Annotated in this window: 20 protein-coding genes; 8 read left to right on the top strand and 12 right to left on the bottom strand. The window is 63.5% G+C overall.

All coding sequences use genetic code 11. From position 1 onward, the window contains the following. Positions 1 to 214: 214 nt before the first annotated feature. Entirely contained in the window at positions 215 to 1,690 is a 1,476-nt protein-coding gene (locus E0H50_RS38860) for a restriction endonuclease (protein WP_165547448.1), read from the bottom strand. A 203-nt stretch (positions 1,691 to 1,893) separates the two neighbouring features. Here E0H50_RS38860 and E0H50_RS38855 point away from each other — a divergent pair, with 203 nt between their 5' ends. Then, a complete protein-coding gene (locus E0H50_RS38855; RefSeq protein WP_131296157.1) occupies positions 1,894 to 2,643 on the top strand; it encodes a DUF5131 family protein in 750 nt (249 codons plus the stop codon). A 2-nt stretch (positions 2,644 to 2,645) separates the two neighbouring features. On the opposite strand, the gene tcmP is transcribed toward E0H50_RS38855, so the two are convergent. The 10 genes from tcmP to E0H50_RS38805 all read right to left on the bottom strand — a co-directional run bounded on the left by tcmP (position 2,646) and on the right by E0H50_RS38805 (position 8,918). Further along, a complete protein-coding gene (gene tcmP, locus E0H50_RS38850; protein WP_165547447.1) occupies positions 2,646 to 3,860 on the bottom strand; it encodes a three-Cys-motif partner protein TcmP in 1,215 nt (404 codons plus the stop codon). 271 nt (positions 3,861 to 4,131) lie between these two features. After that, positions 4,132 to 4,608, bottom strand: a complete 477-nt coding sequence (locus tag E0H50_RS38845; RefSeq protein WP_131296155.1) for a hypothetical protein — start codon at positions 4,606 to 4,608, stop codon at positions 4,132 to 4,134. 81 nt (positions 4,609 to 4,689) lie between these two features. Then, positions 4,690 to 5,547 carry a helix-turn-helix domain-containing protein gene (locus E0H50_RS38840; RefSeq protein WP_131296154.1) on the bottom strand — a complete coding sequence of 286 codons (858 nt, stop codon included), beginning with the start codon at positions 5,545 to 5,547 and terminating at the stop codon, positions 4,690 to 4,692. A 31-nt stretch (positions 5,548 to 5,578) separates the two neighbouring features. Continuing rightward, positions 5,579 to 6,091 (bottom strand): DUF6879 family protein, encoded by a 513-nt coding sequence (locus E0H50_RS38835; RefSeq protein ID WP_131296153.1) that lies wholly within the window; start codon positions 6,089 to 6,091, stop codon positions 5,579 to 5,581. Continuing rightward, positions 6,069 to 6,308 (bottom strand): hypothetical protein, encoded by a 240-nt coding sequence (locus E0H50_RS38830; protein WP_131296152.1) that lies wholly within the window; start codon positions 6,306 to 6,308, stop codon positions 6,069 to 6,071. The genes E0H50_RS38835 and E0H50_RS38830 overlap by 23 nt, the downstream gene beginning before the upstream one ends. Positions 6,309 to 6,473: 165 nt before the next feature. Next, complete coding sequence (locus E0H50_RS38825; protein WP_131296151.1) at positions 6,474 to 6,917, bottom strand: Imm1 family immunity protein; 444 nt, start codon at positions 6,915 to 6,917, stop codon at positions 6,474 to 6,476. Between the two features lie 2 nt (positions 6,918 to 6,919). Continuing rightward, positions 6,920 to 7,738: a DddA-like double-stranded DNA deaminase toxin gene (locus E0H50_RS38820; RefSeq protein ID WP_238151640.1), complete on the bottom strand. Its 819-nt coding sequence runs from the start codon at positions 7,736 to 7,738 to the stop codon at positions 6,920 to 6,922. 81 nt (positions 7,739 to 7,819) lie between these two features. Next, positions 7,820 to 8,062 (bottom strand): hypothetical protein, encoded by a 243-nt coding sequence (locus E0H50_RS38815; protein WP_238151639.1) that lies wholly within the window; start codon positions 8,060 to 8,062, stop codon positions 7,820 to 7,822. A gap of 246 nt (positions 8,063 to 8,308) precedes the next feature. Beyond that, positions 8,309 to 8,635, bottom strand: coding sequence for a hypothetical protein (locus tag E0H50_RS38810; protein WP_131296149.1), 327 nt, complete (start codon positions 8,633 to 8,635; stop codon positions 8,309 to 8,311). An 82-nt stretch (positions 8,636 to 8,717) separates the two neighbouring features. After that, entirely contained in the window at positions 8,718 to 8,918 is a 201-nt protein-coding gene (locus tag E0H50_RS38805) for a hypothetical protein (protein ID WP_131296148.1), read from the bottom strand. Between the two features lie 110 nt (positions 8,919 to 9,028). Between E0H50_RS38805 and E0H50_RS38800 the strand changes: the two genes are divergently transcribed. The 3 genes from E0H50_RS38800 to E0H50_RS44620 all read left to right on the top strand — a co-directional run bounded on the left by E0H50_RS38800 (position 9,029) and on the right by E0H50_RS44620 (position 11,542). Next, positions 9,029 to 10,501 (top strand): helix-turn-helix domain-containing protein, encoded by a 1,473-nt coding sequence (locus tag E0H50_RS38800; RefSeq protein WP_131296147.1) that lies wholly within the window; start codon positions 9,029 to 9,031, stop codon positions 10,499 to 10,501. Positions 10,502 to 10,531: 30 nt separating this feature from the next. Next, a complete protein-coding gene (locus tag E0H50_RS38795) occupies positions 10,532 to 10,891 on the top strand; it encodes a hypothetical protein (RefSeq protein WP_131296146.1) in 360 nt (119 codons plus the stop codon). A gap of 540 nt (positions 10,892 to 11,431) precedes the next feature. Continuing rightward, positions 11,432 to 11,542, top strand: a complete 111-nt coding sequence (locus E0H50_RS44620; RefSeq protein WP_131296145.1) for an Imm1 family immunity protein — start codon at positions 11,432 to 11,434, stop codon at positions 11,540 to 11,542. Between the two features lie 319 nt (positions 11,543 to 11,861). Here E0H50_RS44620 and E0H50_RS44345 read toward each other — a convergent pair whose 3' ends face one another. Further along, positions 11,862 to 11,996, bottom strand: a complete 135-nt coding sequence (locus E0H50_RS44345) for a hypothetical protein (RefSeq protein ID WP_272948559.1) — start codon at positions 11,994 to 11,996, stop codon at positions 11,862 to 11,864. 155 nt (positions 11,997 to 12,151) lie between these two features. Between E0H50_RS44345 and E0H50_RS38785 the strand changes: the two genes are divergently transcribed. The 4 genes from E0H50_RS38785 (at position 12,152) to pglX (ending at position 20,848) form a co-directional block, all read left to right on the top strand. After that, positions 12,152 to 12,346: a hypothetical protein gene (locus E0H50_RS38785; RefSeq protein WP_131296144.1), complete on the top strand. Its 195-nt coding sequence runs from the start codon at positions 12,152 to 12,154 to the stop codon at positions 12,344 to 12,346. Between the two features lie 53 nt (positions 12,347 to 12,399). Next, positions 12,400 to 12,522, top strand: coding sequence for a hypothetical protein (locus tag E0H50_RS44340; protein ID WP_272948558.1), 123 nt, complete (start codon positions 12,400 to 12,402; stop codon positions 12,520 to 12,522). Between the two features lie 545 nt (positions 12,523 to 13,067). Next, entirely contained in the window at positions 13,068 to 17,246 is a 4,179-nt protein-coding gene (gene pglW / locus E0H50_RS38780; RefSeq protein WP_131296143.1) for a BREX system serine/threonine kinase PglW, read from the top strand. Next, positions 17,243 to 20,848, top strand: coding sequence for a BREX-2 system adenine-specific DNA-methyltransferase PglX (gene pglX / locus E0H50_RS38775; RefSeq protein WP_165547445.1), 3,606 nt, complete (start codon positions 17,243 to 17,245; stop codon positions 20,846 to 20,848). The genes pglW and pglX overlap by 4 nt, the downstream gene beginning before the upstream one ends. Positions 20,849 to 20,851: the final 3 nt, after the last annotated feature.

The raw sequence follows: 20,851 nt of genomic DNA, 5'->3' as shown, positions 1-20,851 counted from the left end.
CAGACGAACCGCCTTGGCCCGGGTCTGCTCGTCGTACTTGCTCGGCATGACTGCCACCTTCCCAACGAAGGAGGTGTGCATCAAACCCGGGGTGGTTCATCTAGTCGTTTCGGCGACGGAATGTCCTAGCATGCAAGAGGTGTGCCGGGGTCATGCTTGCTCTGTGGGGCGGTGCTGGCGTCGGCACGGGTCGACAGCGATCGACCGTCGACGGCTAGCTCGAGGCTCTGCGATCTGTAGACCGTGGCTCATCCTGTAAGCGCGGTGGAACGTCGTCTTGTGCCGGCCGGTCGGGCTCCGTCCAGTCGACCACAGGGCGAATGACGATAGCGTTGGATGTTGACGTGTCCTCAATGTGGTCAAGGTGGTAGGCGAGTTGCCTGCCATCGTTTGGGTGGTGGTGCGCCAAGGAGCAGACGAGTTGTTCGCTCTCGCCTATCTGCGCGGGGATGTCCATTGGCAGGCTTGGGCCCTTCACTTGATGGAAGGGGTTCGCGATGACCATGCCAGTCACCCAGTGGTCGAACTTCAGCTGAGGTCCTGACGCGGGCGAGATGATCAGGCAGATCGGGTTCACATCTGTCGCAAGCGGGGCGGCGCCGCGGTGCCGGCGTACTGATCGCTCGTCACGTGGTCGGAAGTAGACGCCGTGGTGGATCCCAGCCGATCGGCAGAGTTGGAGAAGCGGGCCGGTGTCGAGCGGTATCCCTTGAAGTTGGAAGGACAGACTCGGGGCGATTGTTGTGCGGGACCGGCTAGCGGCCATGTTGGCCGTCAATGTGTAGAAGCCGCCATCACAGCGGTCGAAGTAGCTGATCTCCTCACTGTGGTGAGCTCCCGGAGTACGCGCTCGTTCCTTCCACCTCAGGAGTTCGGCAGCGAACGCGTCTGGCCCTATGCCGTGCCAGCTCATTGTCGACTGACTGATACTCCAACTGGCGCTCGACGTCACCCACCCAAGGTTCGCCAGCATCGTGAGAAGGCCCAGGAGCTCACGTTCATTGCGAGCGGCTGGCGTGACATCCAGTGTCACTCCGTGTCCGGCAGCGGGGACCCAGTCAATGTCGGCAAGATACTGGGCGAACAGCATCGTCGTGAGAGAGCCGCCGCAGCTGACAACCGAGCTCGCTGCACCATTCGCCATCAGGAAGGATTCTTTAGCGCTCGGCAACTTGATGATCGGTCGGTTGGTTTTACGGCGCTTGATGAGCGGTTCATCAACGATCACTCTGCCATCGGTGGAGAGAGCCTCCTTCTTCCGCCACAACAGATCCGAGAGGTTCTCACGCCGATCAGCTGCCAGTCGCAGCTCATCGCCCGAGATCAGCAACACAGGCTGCTCTCGGTGGTGCTCAACATCGAAGAGCACAGATCCACTGAATCCATTGAAGCTGACGAGGATCCCGACAACGCCACGGTCTGTTCTCCGCAGCCGTGATCTCAAACTGTCGATGTCGTCGACGGTCGCCTTGTCGCTGCGCCATTTGCACTCGATGAGGTACGCCTCGCCGGCCTTGCTCGCCAGTACGTCGGTCTGCCGGGGCCTCGCGGCGCCCGGATTGAGCCGGACCTCGAAGTGCAGTTGCCTAAAGAGTTCAGCGACGACGCCTTCAAGCCGTTGTCCACGGCGGGCGGGACTGCTGACCTTCTCAAGCTCATCCAACCGCGTCCTGAGCGACTCACTCATCATTGCGCCATCATCGCGGACGGAAGCACCCCCTGGGCTGGTCGCTCTCCATTTCCTCCTGTGGGTCAGAAGTCGGCATGCCGGTGCTTGGCTGCCTATCCGCAGCGTCGTGCTGCGGTGGCGGCGAGGCGAGTCGACAACGGTGCGACCTAGGATCATCGTGGGCTTCGAGCGGACTGCTCGGGTAGTGATGGAGGAATCGCGGGATGAGTGACAGATCGGCCATTGAGTGGACCGAGGCGACCTGGAATCCTGTCACCGGATGCGACAGGGTCTCCGCCGGCTGCGATCACTGCTACGCGCTCACTCTGTCCAAGCGGCTAAAGGCGATGGGCAACGCCAAGTATCAGAACGACGGTGATCCGCGGACGTCTGGACCGGGCTTCGGAGTCACGACACATGCCAGCACGTTGCAGGAGCCACACCGATGGCGTTCGCCACGCGTGGTATTCGTGAACTCGATGAGCGACCTCTTTCACGCCCGCGTTCCGATCGCCTTTGTCCGCGACGTCTTCGACGTGATCAGGGAGACTCCGCGCCACACATACCAGGTGCTGACCAAGCGATCGGTCCGTCTGAGGAGGATGGCTGACCGACTCGACTGGCCGCAGAATCTCTGGATGGGCGTTTCAGTCGAGAGTTCGGATACGTTGTCGCGAGTCGACGATCTCAGGGCAGTGCCGTCGGCGGTGAGGTTCCTCTCATGTGAACCACTGCTCGGCCCCTTGGACGGCATCGATTTGACCGGCATCGACTGGGTCATCGCGGGCGGTGAATCCGGCCCCAATTGCCGCCCGATGGATCTGAGCTGGGCTCGCGGGATTCGAGATGCCTGCCAACAGAGTGCTGTGCCGTTCTTCTTCAAGCAGTGGGGTGGCAGGACGCCGAAGGCGCTCGGTCGGGTGCTGGATGGAGAGGTCTGGGACGAGATGCCACGGGCGGTCGGGTCCGGTTGACATCAAGGCCCGGCAGGCGGAGCGACTCCCACATACTTGTCGAGGTCTTTGGCCAGCGGTTTGGGCTGCAGCAGTCCGTCGTCATACAAGCGAGCCAGGCCCTGCCGCAAATGCTTGCTCCAGGCAAGTCCTAGGGCCTCGCCATAGAGTTCCTCCGCATCGACGGGAACGTTGATCACTTTGGCCCGGTCGAGCACTCGGCGGGCATTCGATTCAATGTGATCTATCCACTGCTGCTGGCGCGTCAGCTCCTCCCCCGGGAACGGGTCTTCCAGTGCGAAGAGTGTGTCGTCGTCGGTTGCCGGTGGTGGACTGCAGTATCTCCGCCACTCAGCGCTCGCCTGGCTGGCAGCTTCGCGCATCCACCACACGCCGTCTTGATGCTTGGTGAAGTGCACGAGCCAGTACAGCGGTACATGGTGTGCGCGGTTCTTTACAGGGATCAACGTCGATCTGCAGCCCGTCGCGTTCCCAACGCGTCTGGCGTACTCCGCTGCGATCTGCTTGACGGCGGCGCTCGGGACATCTACGGACAGGTAGGCGTCGCGCCACCAGGGGCCGTTGAGTACCTCATCCAGATGCTCGAGCGTCTTGAGCCGCTGTGGAGTCAGCGTGTTCATTCGCAGGTATCCTCCGGCGCGGGCGAAGGCGCCAGAGATGAAGTTCAAGAGCACCTCGGTCTTGCTGCCGAAGCCGCGGCGCGGCCGGTTCAGGATACGTGTCACCTCTGGGAACGTCGGTCCCAAGCCGTAAGGGTCGATGAACATGAACAGCGGAGAGTCGGCTGCGAAGGACAGCGCATGGTTAAGGTGCTCACTCGCCGCTCCGTGCAGCGCATCCCATACAGCGGTGGGCGGCATCTCGCGCTCCAGCAGTGCCTTCAAATGCTGGTGGTTGGACCGGCGTGCCTCCACGAAGAGACAGTCGATCTGCCGCTGAGTCATGCCGGCGACGTTCTGTGCGATCAGCAGCGGGCTACCTGGCGTTCCGTCGTCGTACGATCCGCGGCCAGCATGGGTGTCGACGTACACCAAGCGCCTGTCCGGCTCGTTCGAGCCTGCCTTGCCGGCGAACTTGGGAAAGTAGACCTTGAGGAGCTTGTGCTTGAAGACGGCAGCTGCCTGTTTCGAGACGAAGAAGGGATCGTCGGTCTGAACGCTTTCGCCGCCGGCCTCGTCACTGAGCGCGTAATCCTCCAGCGCATCGTGAGCGGGCACGGGTGGCTCACCCGACGCAGGGCCCGTCGAGACGCCCACGGCGACCGCCTCCTCGAGAGATGCTGGAGCAACTACGCTACGTCATCAATCCGCTGTCTCGCAGCAGAGCGCGTGGCGGAGGTGGCATCCATGCGATGCTCGAGACTCGCCTGTCAGCTTCGCCGTGTGTACTTAGGCCTGAGCAACTTGGATCCCCGCGTTGAGCTTCCCTGCGAGGCAGGGTGTTGTGACTGGCTTTGGGTCCCGACCTCGCCGGCCATGGGATGTTCCGTCAGAGCATCGTGACGATACGGGCGCCGGTGACGGCCTCGAAGGATGGCTTGATCGAGCGTGGTGAGCCGAGGGCCGTGAAGTGCAGCATGCTCGGTAGGAGGACGACGTCGACCTGGTCGCGGATGGTTGCGTGGAAGAGGCGTTCGAACGCCGACAGGCACTGCCAGTCTTCCTCGACGAAGACCGCGGCGAGTTCGAGGCCTGCGTCGGCTGCATAGGATGCCAGTTGTTGTCTGGTCCGGGTGACCTGGGGTTGGCAGATGAGGAGAGGCCCGCACACATAGGCGTAGGCACGTGGTCCTCTGACTGCTTGCTTGCGGTCAGCGGGTTCGCAGTTGCAGGTCAGCGAATAGCAGTTGCCGCCGGTGTGGCCCCGCTGCCCGCGCTCTCGGCCCGGCAGCCGATCCGTCGGCTGTGCGGTCGCGACGTCGTACTGGCTGGTTCCACCAGTCCGAGAACTGTTCCCGATGATCACGCTCTGACCGTAGAAGTCGCGCTGTGGTCGTCTCGATGAACTTGCTCAGACTTGCTCGCGTCCGCTGAGGGGGAAGGGGTTTCAGACAGGTAGATGCGCGAGCGAGGCCTTGATCAGGGCGCGGGCGGTCGATCCGTACACAGCGAGCTGGCCGAGTGCCGTAAATGTCTCGGCGTACATGGTGATCTCGCGTGGGTGGGTGATCGTCAGGAAGCCCGTTACCAGCTCCACGTTGGCCTGAGCGTTGTCGAAGATGTAGAAGTCTTCGACCGGCCAGCGTGGCGATCGGTCCATGTCGGCGGGAATCACGCCGAGGCTCACCGACGGCAGTTGCATGACGTCGAGCAAATGGCGCAGCTGTCCGGCGAGTACCGTCGGGCCGCCCAGTTGGTAGCGCAGCGCGGCTTCTTCGAGTACGAAGGCGAAGGTGTGCCCGCCTTGGGTGAGGATGCGCTGGCGATCCATACGCTCGGCCAAGGTTGCGGCGATGTCGTCGATCGCGACGTGCCGGCGAGCCCGGATCGAGGTGAGCACCGCCGTCGTGTAGTCCGCGGTCTGCAGGAGTCCGGGCACCATGGTCTGGCAGTAGGAGCGGTACTGCTTGGTGCGTTCGTAGAGGTCGCGGACGGAGGCGTTGAGATGGCGTAGCCCGGTCCGTTCGACGCGTCGCCAATCCAGCCACATCGAGTCGACCGACCGCAGCTCGGCGATGAGCTCGGGCAGGAGCGCCGTCGCGGAGCAGACTGCGCACCAGGTGCGCAGATCGGCTTCGGATGGTTGCTGTTTGCCGTGCTCGATCTTGGACGTCTTGGCCTCGTGCCAACCGGCCGCGGTGGCCAACGCCCGCGCGGAGAGTCCCGCGTCGAGTCTGATATCCCGCAGCCGGTCAGCGAGCGCCTGACGGGCGCTCTGGGCACTTGAGGATTGCGAAGCAGGCATCCAGATCGGTAACGACGTAGAGGCAGGACCGCTAAAGCGTAACGGAGTACTGCTCGTGGTCGATGCCGCATTCCCACGCGGCTTCGAAGGCCGAGAGGCACAGCTTCACTGCGCCTGGATCGGTGCTGACCTCGTTGCCGACAAACTGCCCGTCACCGGCGAACAGACCGAACTGTAGCGTTGCCTCGTCGAAGATCCAGACATCGTTGCCAGGCAGGGCAATCGCCGACACTCGTGGGCGAGGTACCCAGCGAATCGCCTCGCCCGCAACCACGTTGACCCGAGAGGTCACGGCATGTTCGAACGCGATGTACTCCGACACGGGTTCGCTGATGATCCGGACCCGCTTGAACGCGACGCCTCGTGCTGTTGCAGAGCTGGCGATCTCTGTCCAGCCGGTGTACTCGCGGACCGCCTGGTCGAGATCACCCGCCTTCCATGCTGCGAAGGCGGGGTCGTCGAGCATGTACTGGTCGCGAAGCTCCAGCTTCAGCACACTTCGCGTGCTGCTCGCGAGCAGCTCATCGAACGACGGCTCCGGCACGACACGCCTCCACAATCATCTCCGCCATCCTGGCGGGTAGTTTCACGACCGACTCCGAGTCCGAGAGGCCGCTGTCTTCGGACAGCCTGGCAAGCAGGGTCGGATCGACAACCGTCTCACCCTGGAAGTAGACGTCTCCAGTCTCCTCGTCTCGGAAGACCGCAGGACAGTTGTTGCCTGGGCAATCTGGGTCCTTGCCGTAGAACTGTAGTGCCACGATGACCTCCGGATTGAGTACTGCGCTGTGGGTGGTGCCCGGCCAAATCATCGAGCGGGCGTCCGCTCGTGGCCAAGCTCTTGGCGAGTACCTCGCAAGTCCGCGCAAGGTGCTTGCCAGATCTGGGGGTGAGACGATGGTTGGCTGCTGCCTCCGATACCGGGTTCAGCTGACGCCTTCGGGCCAGTCGCGCCACTCGAAGGACCACGGTCGGGCGCCGTCGCCGCTTACGAACTCCCGCACCGCTTGGCGTACCTGATCGATGCTGACTTCGGAGTCCTGCGGCCAGCCCTGATCGTGACCGGCGTAGTTGTAGAAGACCTCCTCGCGCAGGCTGACCTGTCCAGGGACGTACCAGCTGCCTTCGTGAGTGCCGTCGTCGCCGGCGTAGCGGATGCCGCCGACCTTGGCCTCGGCGTGAAGGGCGACCCGCAGTTCGTGATCAGGAACGCCGGAGTCCATAAGGGGACGGGCTGTGCAGTAGAGCGTGATGACGGAGTTGTCGAACGACCCTGCCAAGACGGAATCGATAAGTGCATCGACGTCGTCGGCGGACTCGATAAGCGTCGGTTCATCGCTCTCGTAGAAGGCTTCCACCGTGTTCGGCATTATCACTCACCCGTTCTGTCTTGGCTGGCGTACGTCTTCTTGAATCCGTTGGGACCGAAGATGGTCAAGGTACTGCCTGGTGGCAGGAACAGTTTCAGCAACTGGTCACAGCCGAATCGACCGGGGCAAGGGATCTTGTTGACCACGATCGTCTCGTGCCTCAGGCCACGTTCACGCATGAACAACGCGAACTTGGCCTCCACATGTGAGGCAACCATCGGATCCGCGTCTTGGCGGCCGATCCGCTGCTCGCGCATGAACTCCTTGACTTGCTGGTAGTACGGGTCAACCCCCTGCCCGTCGCTGCTCCGCTGGCCGCTAACAAGCGGGTGTTCCTTGCCATCGGCGTCCTTCCACAGGCCCCGCGTCTTCGGTCGGCTGACGACTGACCCGTCACGGATCGGCAGTGTCCCGAACAGACGCCAGCCCTCCTCGTCGCTGATTCTCGGTGCCGGCAGTACCTCCTCTGGAGTCCCGTCGCCGCCGGCTCCCGCGATCTTGTCCGACGCGCCAGCGTCCGGCTCTTCCTGGTTCTCGTTCTGCCGACGTTCGGCGGGTGGGGTGCTTCCGCCCGGGCCGAGCCTTCGCCGACCTGCGGAGCCACCGCCCGGCTCGGCGGTCCGTATTCCGCTGACCATCTGCTCAACCCACGCCCTCGCTCGGGACTCAGCCTGCGAGAGGTAGTGGGCGGCTTCTTCGCAGCGCCGCGCTGCCTCGTCGAGCTGCATGGCGGCCATGCGGGCGCCTGGGTTGTTGCTCGAGCTGCTGATCCATGCTGCGGCTTCGCGGCTCTTCCTGGCTCGGTCGTGCAGGTAGTTCACCGCCCGCGTCGACTCGTCCAGGCATGCGAGCAGCTGTACGGCGATCCGCTGCAGCTCGGATGGCATGCGCGCCGTGGCCGGCTAGATCTGGTCTGCGTAGCTGCGACAGCCAGCCTCTGCGATCTGCAACGACTGCACGGCTTGGTCGACGGACTTCGCGGCTGCATCGAGCATCGTTGCAATGTCCTGGTCGGCCCGCGTTGCCGTACCGCGGATCAGGGCGCGGACCTGTTGGCTGGATTGCTCGAAGCGCTGCTTGAACCCGGCCAAGCTGGCCGCGCCTTGCCGCGACTGGTCGGCCAGACCGTGCAGCTGCATCTTCATCTGTTCGACTTGGGACATATGTTGGCCTCACTTCCGAGGGGCGCTGAGAAGAGGGTGGAACGGCTGGCGCAGGACGGACTCGCCTCCGCGTCCCGCGCCAGCCGGCTATCGGGCGACCCTTGTCCGAGTCCTCCACAGGGGAGAGGACGACTCGGACAAGGACCGCAGATGGCGGGACCGGTGGGTGTGCAGCGATCTTCTGCACGTGAGGGCTGAGGACGACGGCTCCCCACCGATCCCGCCGGTTCATGGGGCGACCTTGTGCAGCACGATGCGAGCCCCCGTGACGCGCTCGAACTGCACTTGTACCGCTGCCGGCTTTCCGACCAGTGCAAGGTGTCGAAGACTTGGCAGGACTACTGCCGTGATCTGGCAGCGGTTGACCGAGGCCACCAACGCCTCGAACGTTGCCGGAGCGGTATCGGGGTCTTCGAGGTAGACCGAGCCCATGGCAAAGCCTTCGAGTTTGGCGAACGCTTCGAATTCACACTTCAGGTCGTCGATGTGTCGGTCGGACAAGTACAGGTCACGCCGGGCATAGCCAAGCAGCAGTGGCCGGGCGTAGTCGGTCACCGCTCCTCGTCCATCCACTGGCGGAACGTCGCGACCAAACGCTCCCAAAGTCGGGACCACCAGCCGCGTCGGTGTAGGCCGTTCACGAGTTGGCAGCATCTTCGTCCACCGCCACAGTCACTGGCTCGATGGTGATGCGAAGACTGGCGAAGCGCCGAGTCATCGCGGCTTGGTACTGGATGGCCGTCGTCGGCTCGGCGGTGTAATCCGCGATGACATGCTCACCAAACCAGACCCGGACCCGGCGGTCGGTCGGGCTTTGGTCGTCGACGAGGGCAGTCACTCGCCACGCACCTCCTCCGAGATGTCTCGGATCATGAACCCGTACAGCACAACTGCGATGAGCGTGAGGACCCACGTACCGGTCATGGCGCTTCCAACTCCTACGTCGAGATGAGGGGCGACAATCTGAGGCGGCGGGGCGCGGGATGTCGAGCGACACCACTGGTCCGGCCTAGACCCAATTGCATCCCTTACGCTGGGTACACGACAGCGCACGTTTGTGGCATCTCTGGCGCATCCTTGACCAACGCTGCACACGCGCGGCACTCTGCCAAGCAGCCGGTGGGAGGTGGAGATACGACGGTGGCAGGCAAGCGGACCCGATTGGCCGAGTGGCGACGCGCGGCTGGGTACAGCCAAGAGCGTCTGGCTGAGCATCTCGGCGTGGACCGCTCGACCGTGGCGCGCTGGGAGGCTGGCGGTACCGTGCCAGTGCCGTTTGCCCGCCCGCGGCTCGCGGAGGCGTTGGGAGTCTCGAGTGCGCAGCTCAACGCTGTCTTAGGTGGCAGCGGACCGTCAGAATCGCGGCCGGCCGCCGAGACGGTGGCCTCTGGAAAACTCACAGAGACCGACTTGCCGCGCCGAGGCTTGCTGCGACTCCTCAGCCTGGCGGGCACCGTTATTGCGGGAGCCGAGCTGGTCGGCGATCGGAGCGAGTTCGTCGCCGACGGGCCTCTGAACGCTGGGTCGGTTGCGGAGCTGGCGAACTTCAACCAGCACCTGTGGCAGATCTTCGCGATGGCAACTGCCAAGCAGGCGGTGTATCCACTGGTGACGCAACAACTCGCTCAGTTGGTCGACCGACTGAAACGGACACACCGAGCAGCTACGCGCCAAGCCCTCTGCGAGCTGACTTGTGACCTGTTTCAGCTGGCCGGCGAGGTCTTCTTCGACAACGACCAGTACACCTCGGCGGCCCACTGCTACACCCTGGCCGCACAGGCTGCCCGCGAGGCGGATGCCCGCGACATGTGGGCCTGTTCCCTGACTCGGCATGCTTTCATTAGCGTGTATGAACAGCAGTTCGCGGACACGGTCCCGATGCTGGCCTCGGCAGCTGATCTGGCTGCTAAAGGCGATAGCGCCCTCTCCACGCGCTACTGGGTGAGTGCCGTGCAGGCCGAGGCCGCCGCTGGACTGGGTGATCTGAGTGCTAGCGAGCGAGCACTGGAACAGGCCGAACAGGTGAGAGGGCTAGGCCGCGAGAGTCAGACCGGAGGATGGCTGCGCTTCGACGGCTCGCGGCTGCCCGAGCAACGCGGTACCTGCTACACCCTCCTCGGCAAACCGGACCAGGCGGAGAGGTCCTTGCAAGAAGCACTGAGTACGCCCGTCTCGCTGCGCCGGCGCGGTAGTGTGCTGGTGGACCTGGCAAACGTAGGAGTGATGCGCCGAGATGTCGAGCAGACGGTGAGTTACGCAACCGCCGCCATGGACCTGACGAAGCAGTCTGGTTCGGGCGTGATCGCTCGCAAGCTCTCCGGCCTGAACGAGCAGCTCGCCAGCCACCGCCACGATGCGCGGCTGTTGCGCTTGAGCGAAGACATCTCGGCATGCCTGTCCGTCGAGCGCTCGCCGCTGTAGGAATCTCACCCGTCCAAAGGAGCAACGCTGTTGTCGAACGAACAGGGCCGCATCTTCCGTGACGCATGGATCGCAGGCGTGACGAAGCACTACCCCGGCGAACCAAAGCCCGGGTACGTCGCACCGTGGGAAGAGACACCCGATTGGGAGCGGGAGAGCGTGGCGGCGGTCTACGAGCAGGTGCGGGCGTTCGTCGAGGTCTCTGAAGGAAACACGAGCAAGCTCAGCCGGGAGCAGAAGGGCCGGTTTGTGGCGCTGTGCTGGATCGCGCAAATCTACCGCCACATCCCCGACCCCAAACCCAGCTACGTCGCCGACTGGGACGAGCTACCAGCCTGGCAGCGAGAGACTGACGCAGACATCTTTGAACGGATCGAACGCGCCAACTGACACCCGCTGGCATCTGTGCAGGCCGTGCTGCCTACGAACGCGGTCTGCCCTGGACCGTCGAGGCTAGTTCACGACAGCTCGACTGTGCCGTCCGCGTGGACCCACCAGACGTCAATCTGCGCGGCGCTGAGTGACGCGGCCACTTCGTCATAAAGGTCTCGGTCGCTTGAACTCGGGGAGCGCGATGGCGGCTCCGCCAGTCGGGCTCCTCGCCGCGGAGTCGCGTAGCGGCGGGACCGCTGCTGCGAACCAATGACCAGCCTGCGTGCTTAGGCTCGTGCGCTTGATTGCACGGGCGCGGTCTGCAGCGGTGATGGGAGAGGACTCGCATGAACGACTTCTTGACGGCCTACTACGACGATGGCGCGGGGCAGGAGCGCATCGGCAGTCAGGCTCAGCTCGACGAGCTGCTTGACCGAGTCGCAAGTCTGCCCGGTCGACCAGGGTCGATTTGGTCAGTGCGGACGAGCTCGCCACGATGAACATTGGGCTAGGGGCGGCCTTCAGTTCCTTGACGCTCTACGACGACGTTGAAGGACCATGGGCAAAGGCAGCGCGATCACCGTAAAGGAGGCTCGTGCGGCGGCCTCCGAGTTCCTCGCCACTGGCAGACGTCCGGAGCTGGTGGCCTGGGAGCAGGCAGTCGACTAACGGCTCACGCGGCGAGGCAGAGAGCATGAGCCTGATCTTGACCCCGCCATACGGGGACCGAGACACCCGAACTCATCCCCAGGCTCAAGCCGCTCTACGCGAACGCCCACTCCGAACCTCACGAGATGTCGGATGGAGACATCGAGCAATTCGAGATCCGTCTAACGAAGCATGCCGGCGTTGATGGGTCCGTTCTGGTCGCTGGCGAGCTCGACGGGCGTCTCGTTGGGTTCTCGTACGGATTCACTTTCCTCGTGGACGTTGGTGGACCGGTGTCAAGACTGACCCGCCTCCTGCCGACGTTGCCTCGGGCCCTCTTTTAGCGGTGACCGAGATCGGCGTACACACGGACTGCCGTGGCCGCGGCTTCTCCCGCCAGCTGGTCGGTGCTCTCCTCGCCGACCGGCCAGAGTCGTTCGCGAGCCTCATCGCCCGCCCAGGTGCACAAGCTCACGCGATGTATCAAACGCTGGGGGTGGAAGAAGGTTGGCACCACGCAGACGTACCCGCACTGGCCCGTTAGGGACATTGACGTTCTCCCGTTGCACGACAGCAAGTCCGCCTGACCTCTCGAAGTATGGCCTGGATCATGAGCGCCCTCCGTTCGGTATGTCCCACCTCGCGCGTACCACCGTCGAGCAGGCGGTCTCGGACGAGGCACACTACGACCGTGAAACGCAGATCAGCACGACCGCTGACGGCCAGCCCTGGGTTGCTCAGCCCGGCGTGCTGACTGCCGAGGAGTGCCGGCCAGGCGACGGCATCGACGACGTCACGGTCTGCTCGCCTGATCTGGCGCGTTGATAAGCGACGGGTCGGCTGTTCTGGTACTCACCAACGCCAAATGTGACGGCCGGTTGAGTGAGAATGAGCGGGCCGAGCTGAACCGGCTGCGCAAGGAGAACGATGAGCTGGCGATGGAGCGCGATGTACTCAAGCGCTCGGCGGCGCTCTGGGGCAAGGACACGATCGGCCGGTAGCCGTGGCCACCTTCATCGTCATCCAGAGGAGCAGCACGGAGTGCCGCAGGCGGTGGCGTGCCGGGAGCTCGAGGTCTCCCAGCGTGGTTCTACAAGTGGCGCCAAGTGGTCAAGTACGGCGACCCCTCGCCGCGGCATGCCCGCCGTGAGCAGTTGAAGGTGGCGATCCGCAGACTGTCTCGGGCACCGCCATGACGGAGTCTGTCGGCGATCCGATGCGGTCTCTCGCCTCGCAGAACAAGCCAGCAAAGCTGAGTTGAATCTGGGCCCGTCCGGTACGATCGCAAGTCCCATTGGAAGCATATCGGACGTCGGGAAGGGATCGCCGTGCCTGGGCCTTGGTCGTCTACCGAGAGCCTCGCAGCATGGCTCGGCGTCACCAAGGACAGCGTCTACTCACCGCGCGACCGGAGGCATATGCTACCCCGTGAGATGGGGTGCTTGCGCGGCCTTCGAGGCAGCAAAGTTGACGAGTGGGACCCGCGTGGTGGCGCGAGCCTGAAGAGACCTCGGGAAGACGCCGCGACTGGGGAGCACGGGGAAATATGAAGGCCGATTCTGGCAACTGGATCGTTATGGGGGAGCCAGCGACCGCCTCCGAGGCGGCAGCGCTCGATGCATTCCGGGAGGCCCTGCCGGAGGACGGAATCACCACAGCCTGGGTGAATCTTACCTTCATCGACAACAATGGTCGCTCGGCCGAGCTCGATGTTCTGTTGCTCACGCGAACAGGGCTATATGTGGTTGAGCTCAAAGGCTGGCACGGCACGATCCGGGGCAGCACCCAGCGCTGGATACACGGGCGCCGCAACGTCGAAAACCCGTGGCTCCTCACCGACCGCAAGGCTAAGCGCCTGGCGAGCCTGCTCAGGGATTACACCCCCAACCCGGCGGCACGGAGAACGGTGCCGTACATCAATGCGCTCGTAGTCCTTCACGGGAACGACAGCACGGTTGAACTCGAAGAGCGCGCCCGGAGCGGCGTCCTCGCTTTGGATGGCTTTCAGATCCACGCGACTCCGCCTTTGCGGAAGTTGAGCACATTCTTGGGGCAGCCGGCGGCGGATCCACACCAAGCAATCGACATTGTGCGAGCTCGGCAGATTCGAGCGTTGTGCGGTCGCGCAGACTTCCGCGCCACTCCGAAGACGCGCCTCGTCGGGGACTTCGTAGTCGCAGACTCGGCGCCGATCGCTGAGGGGCCAGATTGGCAGGACGTCCTCGTCAGCCTGCCCGCGATGCCAGACGTAAGACGGCGCCTGCGTCTGTACGACATCCCCCCGAAGGCAGCTGCCGGCGAGCGTCAGCGTATCGAGCAGCTCGCGAGGCGCGAGTTCCAGCTCACGCTGGGAGTCCGGCACCACGGTATCGCGGTGCCGGTCGATTACAAGACGACCGACGACGGACCTGCCCTCGTCTTCGAGTACGACGATGCCGAGCTGCCACTCGATGCGTATCTCGCATCGGCAGGCGCAGATCTGGATCTCGACATGCGGGTAGCGCTGGTGATCCGGGTCGGGGAACTCCTCCGCTATGCACACAATCGTCATCTGATGCATCGCGCGCTTGCGCCGCGCCGGGTCTGGGTCATCCCCACTAAGACGCCACTCCCGCAGCCTGCCATCCGCGATTGGTACTTCGGCCAGAAGGATCGCTCCACCGATGCGTCCACCCGCTGGACTGCCATAAATGCCGGAGCAAGCGATCTGATGGGGATCACCAGTCAGGACGATTGGTTATACCTGGCACCCGAGGCGCGCCACTCCGCGGAGAACCTTCCCAGCATCCCGCTCGACGTGTACGGCTTCGGAGCCTTGGCGTACCTGATTCTCACCGGTAGGTCCCCCGCGGCCACCCTCGCCGAGCTCGAGGAGAAGCTCGCCATCACTCGGGCGCTAGACCCACGAGCGGCCGCGCCAGGAATGCCTGACGCGATCGCCGACGTCGTGGCCATGGCTACCAGCGCCGTCGAGTCGGAGCGACCCACGACGGTCGAAGAGGTACTCGAGCTTTTACGCACAGCCTGGGACGAGGTACGTCGTCCCGACGCTGGCGATCAGCCCATCCCTGTCTACGACCCGCTCGACGCACAGAAGGACGACATCGTCGGGGACCGCTTTATCGTGACCGGGCGCCGGGGCGAAGGCTCTAGCGGCTTGGCGTTGGCTGTTCAAGACACGGAGTCAGACGACCCGGATCGCGAACTCGTTCTTAAGGTAGCGCGCAGCGAATCGGCCACCCGCAGGATCGCCGCTGAGGCCGACGTCCTTCGGTCGTTGGATCATCGGCGGGTAGTGCGGCTGTTCGAAGGCCCATTTGACGTCGACGGCCGGAGCGTGATCCTCCTTTCAGATGCCGGTAAGGAGACTCTCGCAACCCGACTGGCCAAGGAGGGGCGTTCGACGATCGGTCAGCTTGAGCAGCTGGGTGGACAGCTGTTGGAAGCAGTGTCTTACCTCGAGTCTCAGGGAATCTTCCATCGCGACATCAAGCCCGCAAACCTTGGAATCACGCCTGACCCGGGCTCGCGCAAGCCGTCATTGGTCCTGTTCGACTTCTCTCTGGCAAGTGAGAGCGTCGAGAACCTCGGCTCCGGCACGCCAGGATATCTCGACCCCTACCTGGGTCGTGGCAAGCGCCATCGCTACGACCGTGCGGCCGAGCTTTATGCGGTCTCTGCGACACTCTTCGAGATGGCCACCGGTCAGCTCCCATGGTGGGGCGAAGGAGCGGGACGTCCGGCGGACCTTGGCGACCGCGCCGTGGTCGAGCCGACGAGCTTCGAGTCCTCGATCGCTACCCAACTCACGGCACTGTTCCACCGCGCACTGGATCCCGACGCGTCTAAGCGATTCGGCAGCGCCGATCAGTTGGCTGACGCGTGGCTCGACGTGTTCGCGTCCCTCGACACGCACGAGCAGGGTGGAGGGGGCAACGACGAGTTGGCGGGGCAGGCCACGTTGGAAACACCGTTGGAGCGTGCCGGCCTCTCGGCCCGGGCGCTGTCTGGGCTAGGCCGTCTCGATGCTGCCACCGTCGGTGATCTCCTGGGAGTCCACCCGACCCAGATCAACTCCATCCGGGGCCTGGGGGAGACCTACCGCAAAGAGATCCAGGCAAGGATCGGGCAGTGGCGCAGGCGGCTGAGGGGCACCGAGAATGCTGGCCAGGCGGGACCGATAGGCACTGAGCGAGTGGTGGCAATGCTGCGCTCAAGGCTCAGGGGTGCCGAGCGGACTGTCATCGATTCGGTCCTGGGCCTCGATGGCGGCGAGAGCGTGCGCGGTTGGCCCGCCACAGGTGAAGTGGCGCAACACCTGCGGATGACTCGCGAGCGAGTCCTGCACACAGTCGACAACGCGGTCGCCGTATGGAGCACGGGTCGACCCAATTTACTCGACAGCGTACGTGACGAGGCAATCGCGATCCTCGCCAGCCAGGGCCGCGTCATGTCGGTTTCGTCGCTCGTGGCCGCGCTGATTGCCCAGCGTGGATCGCTGCTCGACGGCGTTGAGCGCACTCAACAAGGCGCAGCATTGCTCCGCGCGGTGTACGAGCTCGACTGTCGGATGCCCGAGCCAGCGTTGGAGTTGCGCAGGCGCGGTGCCAAGCGCGCCGATCTCATTGCCCTATCCGAAACCGTGGACCCCGATGCGACTGGACAATCCTTCCCGCCGGCGGATCTCCTCACTGATGTCGCCATCGAGCTGGGGCGCCGAGCGGACAAGCTGGTGGAGGACGGTGTCGTGCCGCACAACACCGCAATCGCAGCGCTCCGGAAGGTGCTCGAGGATGAAGCCGGTGACTCGATGGTTCTCCTCGCCGATCGGCGACTGCTCGTCCTGGCAGCCTCGACGAGCAGCACGGCCATGGTGTCTGGCTTCGACGAGCTCTATCGAGCCGACCTCGATCCGCAGGAGGCCGTTGCGCAGGCGTTGCGGGGTAAGCCGGGGCGGAGCATCACTGAGTCCGCCGTGCGCAAGAGCGTCGCCGCGCGCTTTCCGGCTGTCGAGCTGCCAAAAGCCTCCCACCGACTCGATGACCTCGTAAGTGTTGTCCTCCCTGGCATCGTCAACCGTCAGGGTGTCTACGAGCTCGAGTCCACCGCGCGCACAGGAACCCTGACTCCAACAAGCCTCACAAATTTCGCTCACACCGCTGTTCCAGAGGTCGTCGGTCGGTTGAGTGAGTCGCTGGGTCGTCGTGGTGCAGTCACTCTCTGCGTGCCTCCGAGGCGATATCTGTCTGCTGTCCGCGAGCTACCAGGCCTTTTCGACGTTGAGGTGCTCGACGTGGCTGCCCTTGTCGTCGTTGCGACCAAGGAGCTCGCCGACCGTCATGGGATCGACTGGAGATTTGCCCTCGGTGTCGATGCCGGACATAAGGAAGGGGCGGACTGGTCGAACCTCTCGCGCCTCGTGCAGCAAGCTGTGCACCCTCGTTGGGAGGAGCGCATGGCCGCAGGTGTGCCTCTGCTGATTGTCAACGCCGGACCGCTTGTCCGGTACGGCATGGCACAGCTGCTCGCTACCTTGCTCGACATCGGCACTCCGCGGCCCGCAGCGCGGTGGCTGCTCGTCGCCATGCATGCTGATCAGCAAGTGCCGCTGCTGGAGGGCAAGCCCGTTCCGCTCGGTCCGAGCGGGTGGACCAGCCTCCCACCAGACCTGTCCCTCCTTGTTCCCGCCGCATTGCCCCGCACGAACCCTGGAGCCCGTACGTGATCGACTCGTCCGCCCTTCTCGCCGACCTAAAAACGCAGCTCAAGGCACTCCAGATCGACCTCCGCGCCAGCGCAGAGGATCGCAGCAATCAGTGGGGCGCGCGCCTCCGGGCGGAGTATGAAGAGGCCCTACGGCGTGAGCGCACCGGCCACTCTTGGATGGACTGGCGTGATAATGAGGTCGACCAGGCGGCGGTTGCCTGGGTCGTCGCCACAGCGTTCCTGCGCTTCTGCGAGGACAACGACTTGCTCGCGGGTGCCCGGCTCGATGGTATGCCTATCGCAGTCGGTTGGATCGCCGGCCCGGGTGACCGCACTCAGCGCGCCGAGGAAAACCTCACCGCCTACTTCCGCACCAACCCCATCCACAACCGCCGACACTGGCTCCAGCAGGGCTTCCGCGTGCTGGCTGCACAGCCCGCTGGAGCGGGTCTCGTCGACCCACGCCATAACCCTGTGTGGTTGGCCGAGATCAGTCCGGAGTCGGCAAATGCTCTCATCGCGTTCTGGCGTCGCACGGACGCAGGTGGCGTGCTGGTCCACGATTTCACCGACCCCAACCTCGACACCCGCTTCCTCGGCGATCTCTATCAGGACCTCTCCGAGCACGCGAAGAAGACTTACGCGCTGCTGCAGACGCCAGTTTTTGTCGAAGAATTCATCCTTGAACAGACTCTGACGTCCGCGATCGCAGAATTCGGCCTCAATGGCCTCAAGGTAATCGATCCCACCTGCGGGTCGGGCCACTTCCTGCTTGGCGCGTTCGAACGACTCAACCGCGCGTGGCTCGAGGAGGCGCCTGCGCTCGACGCCAAAGAACGCATACGCCGTGCCATGGCGTCCATTCACGGCGTTGATCTCAACCCCTTCGCGGTTGCCATCGCCCGCTTCCGGCTGACGCTCGCGGGCCTCAAGACAATGGGAGAGCGATCGCTCGTCGGGGTGCCTGCCATGGGATTTCGGCTGGCGATCGGCGACTCCCTGCTCGGTGAGCAGGGAGGTGTGCCGGAGACGTTCGGCGTGCTCGCCGAGGATGAGCAAGGAAGGACCTATCTATATGACTCTGAGGACCTTTCCGACTATTTCGAAATACTCAGACCGGGTAAATATCACGTCGTGGTTGGCAATCCTCCGTACATCGCCGTAACCGATAGGGCGCTGCGGAAGATATATCGGCAAGCATATCGCACGGCTCACGGCCAGTACAACTTATCAATACCATTCATGGAGCTCTTCTTCCGACTTGCCATTCGCGGCGAACAAGGTCGGGGTGCGGGATACGTAGGCCAAATCACAGCGAACGGGTTCATGAAGCGGGAGTTCGGTAGGAAAGTCGTGGAAGACCTTTTTGCTGGCTTTCATTTGGAGAATCCGGTCGACCTAACTCGCGTGATTGACACATCGCGTGCTCATATTCCTGGCCACGGCACACCGACGGTCATCCTGATTGGTCGCCGTCGGCGGCCAGTGGATAACCATGTTCGTGTTGTTGCTGGCGTCAGAGGCGAACCCGGCGTACCTGTCGATCCGGCGAAGGGGCGCGTTTGGAGGGAAATCGTCGAACATGTCAATGACGATTGGTTTGAAGGCCGGTATGTTTCGATTTCGCTACGGGATCGGAAAAACCTGACCGTCCATCCGTGGTCTCTTGGCGGGGAGACTGCTACCGCATTGAAGGAGGCGATCGAAGCTGCTCCGGGGCGAATGGGCGCCAGGGTGTGGAGAATGGGAATGTTCGGCGACAGCCACGCCGAGGACTACTTTGCTGCGCCCGTCGGAACGTTCGTCCGCCTTGGCGTAGATGCAGGGGACATAGCCGGCGCGATTGACGGCAATGCGGTTCGAGACTGGGCGGCGGGCAAGATCGGCGAGTTGTTCTTCGCGGGCGGACCAGCGGCCGCGGCGAGCGCGGCCGAGACGTCGCGAACTTCCCTGTGGCCGTGGCGCCGATCCTTGTGGAATCGGGCTACATTCTCAGGTACTACCTATCGTGAATCTGGGATCGACTGGTTGTCGTGGCACCAAGTCAGCGCTCAGCGCGATGCTCGCCCGCGAATCGCCTTCGCAAAGATCGCTACTCATTTCCATGCTGCTATCGTCAGGCGAGATGACATTGAGAAGCCTGGTGCCCTCCGCATTGAGCTACCACCAGAAAGTCTGGAGTCGGAGTTCTTTGAGCTTGCCGCCGCATTGAATAGCTCGGTCGCCTGTTTCTGGCTCAAGCAAGTATGTCACAACAAAGGGAATGGCGGCATCGGTGGCGGAATTGGCGATGAGGACTGGGAGCCGCGGTATGAATTCACGGGAACCAAACTCGATCAGTTCCCGATCGCAGATCAGCTGCCAATAGATCGCGGCCGCATGCTTGACACTCTGGCAGGCGACGTACAAGGTGCATCGCCCCTCCAGGTGATCATGGTCTGGATGGACCAAGGTGGCGCCGAAGGTTTGGCCGAACGGCTTCGCGAGGCCAGGGCAGACTGGGAGCGGCTCCGAGCGCGAATGATCTTCGAGCAGGAGGAGCTCGACTGGGACTCCTATCGAATTTATGGCCTAATTGAAGAAGATCTCACCTACCGCGGTAGTGGGCTCGACGAGTTGGCCCTGGGTGAGCGGGCTTTTGAGATCGCGCTAGCTCGCCGCGTTGCGAGCGGTGAGGAAGAGACCGCTTGGTTCGACCGACATCATTCAGTGGCGATTTCGGACGCTCCACACTGGTGGCCTTCCGATTATTCTGCGATTGTTCAACGTCGGCTCCACTGCATTGCGCATGACGGCTATATCGAACTCATTGAGAGACCGGAGTGCAAGCGGCGGTGGTGGATCGAATCGTGGGACGCGCAGCGCCAGAACGCTCTGCGCGGCGCGATTCTAACCCGTCTGGAGAACCCCGCCTTGTGGCAGGATGCGCAGGGCCCGGCGGCTCACTCTGTGGCAGAGCTGGCAGACGCGCTTCGGAATGATCGAGTCGTTAGAGAACTTGCTCGGGTGTTGAGCGAGAATGCCGAGCCCGACTTGGCCGCCGTCATCGCATCACTCATCTGGGAAGAGGCAGTCCCGTTCCTGGCCGCCCATCGATACAAACCGTCCGGCGTGGATAAATTCAGAGCCTGGCAGGAAGTCTGGGCACTCCAGCGTCGCGAGGACATGGGAGATAGCATCACCATCCCTTTGCCGCCCAAATATGCGAAGTCCGATTTCCGCAGCCCGACGTACTGGCGGGCGCGCGGCAAGTTCGACATGCCGAAGGAGCGCTTCATTCTCTACCCGGGCGTTCGCCGCGCTGGCGACTCCACTCCAGTCATCGGCTGGGCGGGCTGGTCGCACCGCGACCAGGCACTGGCTTTAGCTAGAGAGATTCCCGTGCAGCAGGCGCTCGGGGTCGACGATGCTGGCATCGAGCCGCTCGTGGCCGGCCTGGTTGAGCTTGAGTGTTGGTTACACCAATGGCACAGCGAGATCGAGACTGCATATGGCACCAGCTCGGCATCCGTTATCAGCGGCGTTGTCGACCAGTACCTTGCCCGGGTGGAGAAGACTCGTGACCAGGTGAGCGCGTGGGTGCCGCCTGTTGCAACTCGTGCCCGGGCCCTGCGCTTGTGAAGG

Source organism: Kribbella sindirgiensis (assembly GCF_004331435.1).
Lineage (GTDB): Bacteria > Actinomycetota > Actinomycetes > Propionibacteriales > Kribbellaceae > Kribbella > Kribbella sindirgiensis.
This window is presented reverse-complemented; position numbering and strand designations above follow the sequence as displayed.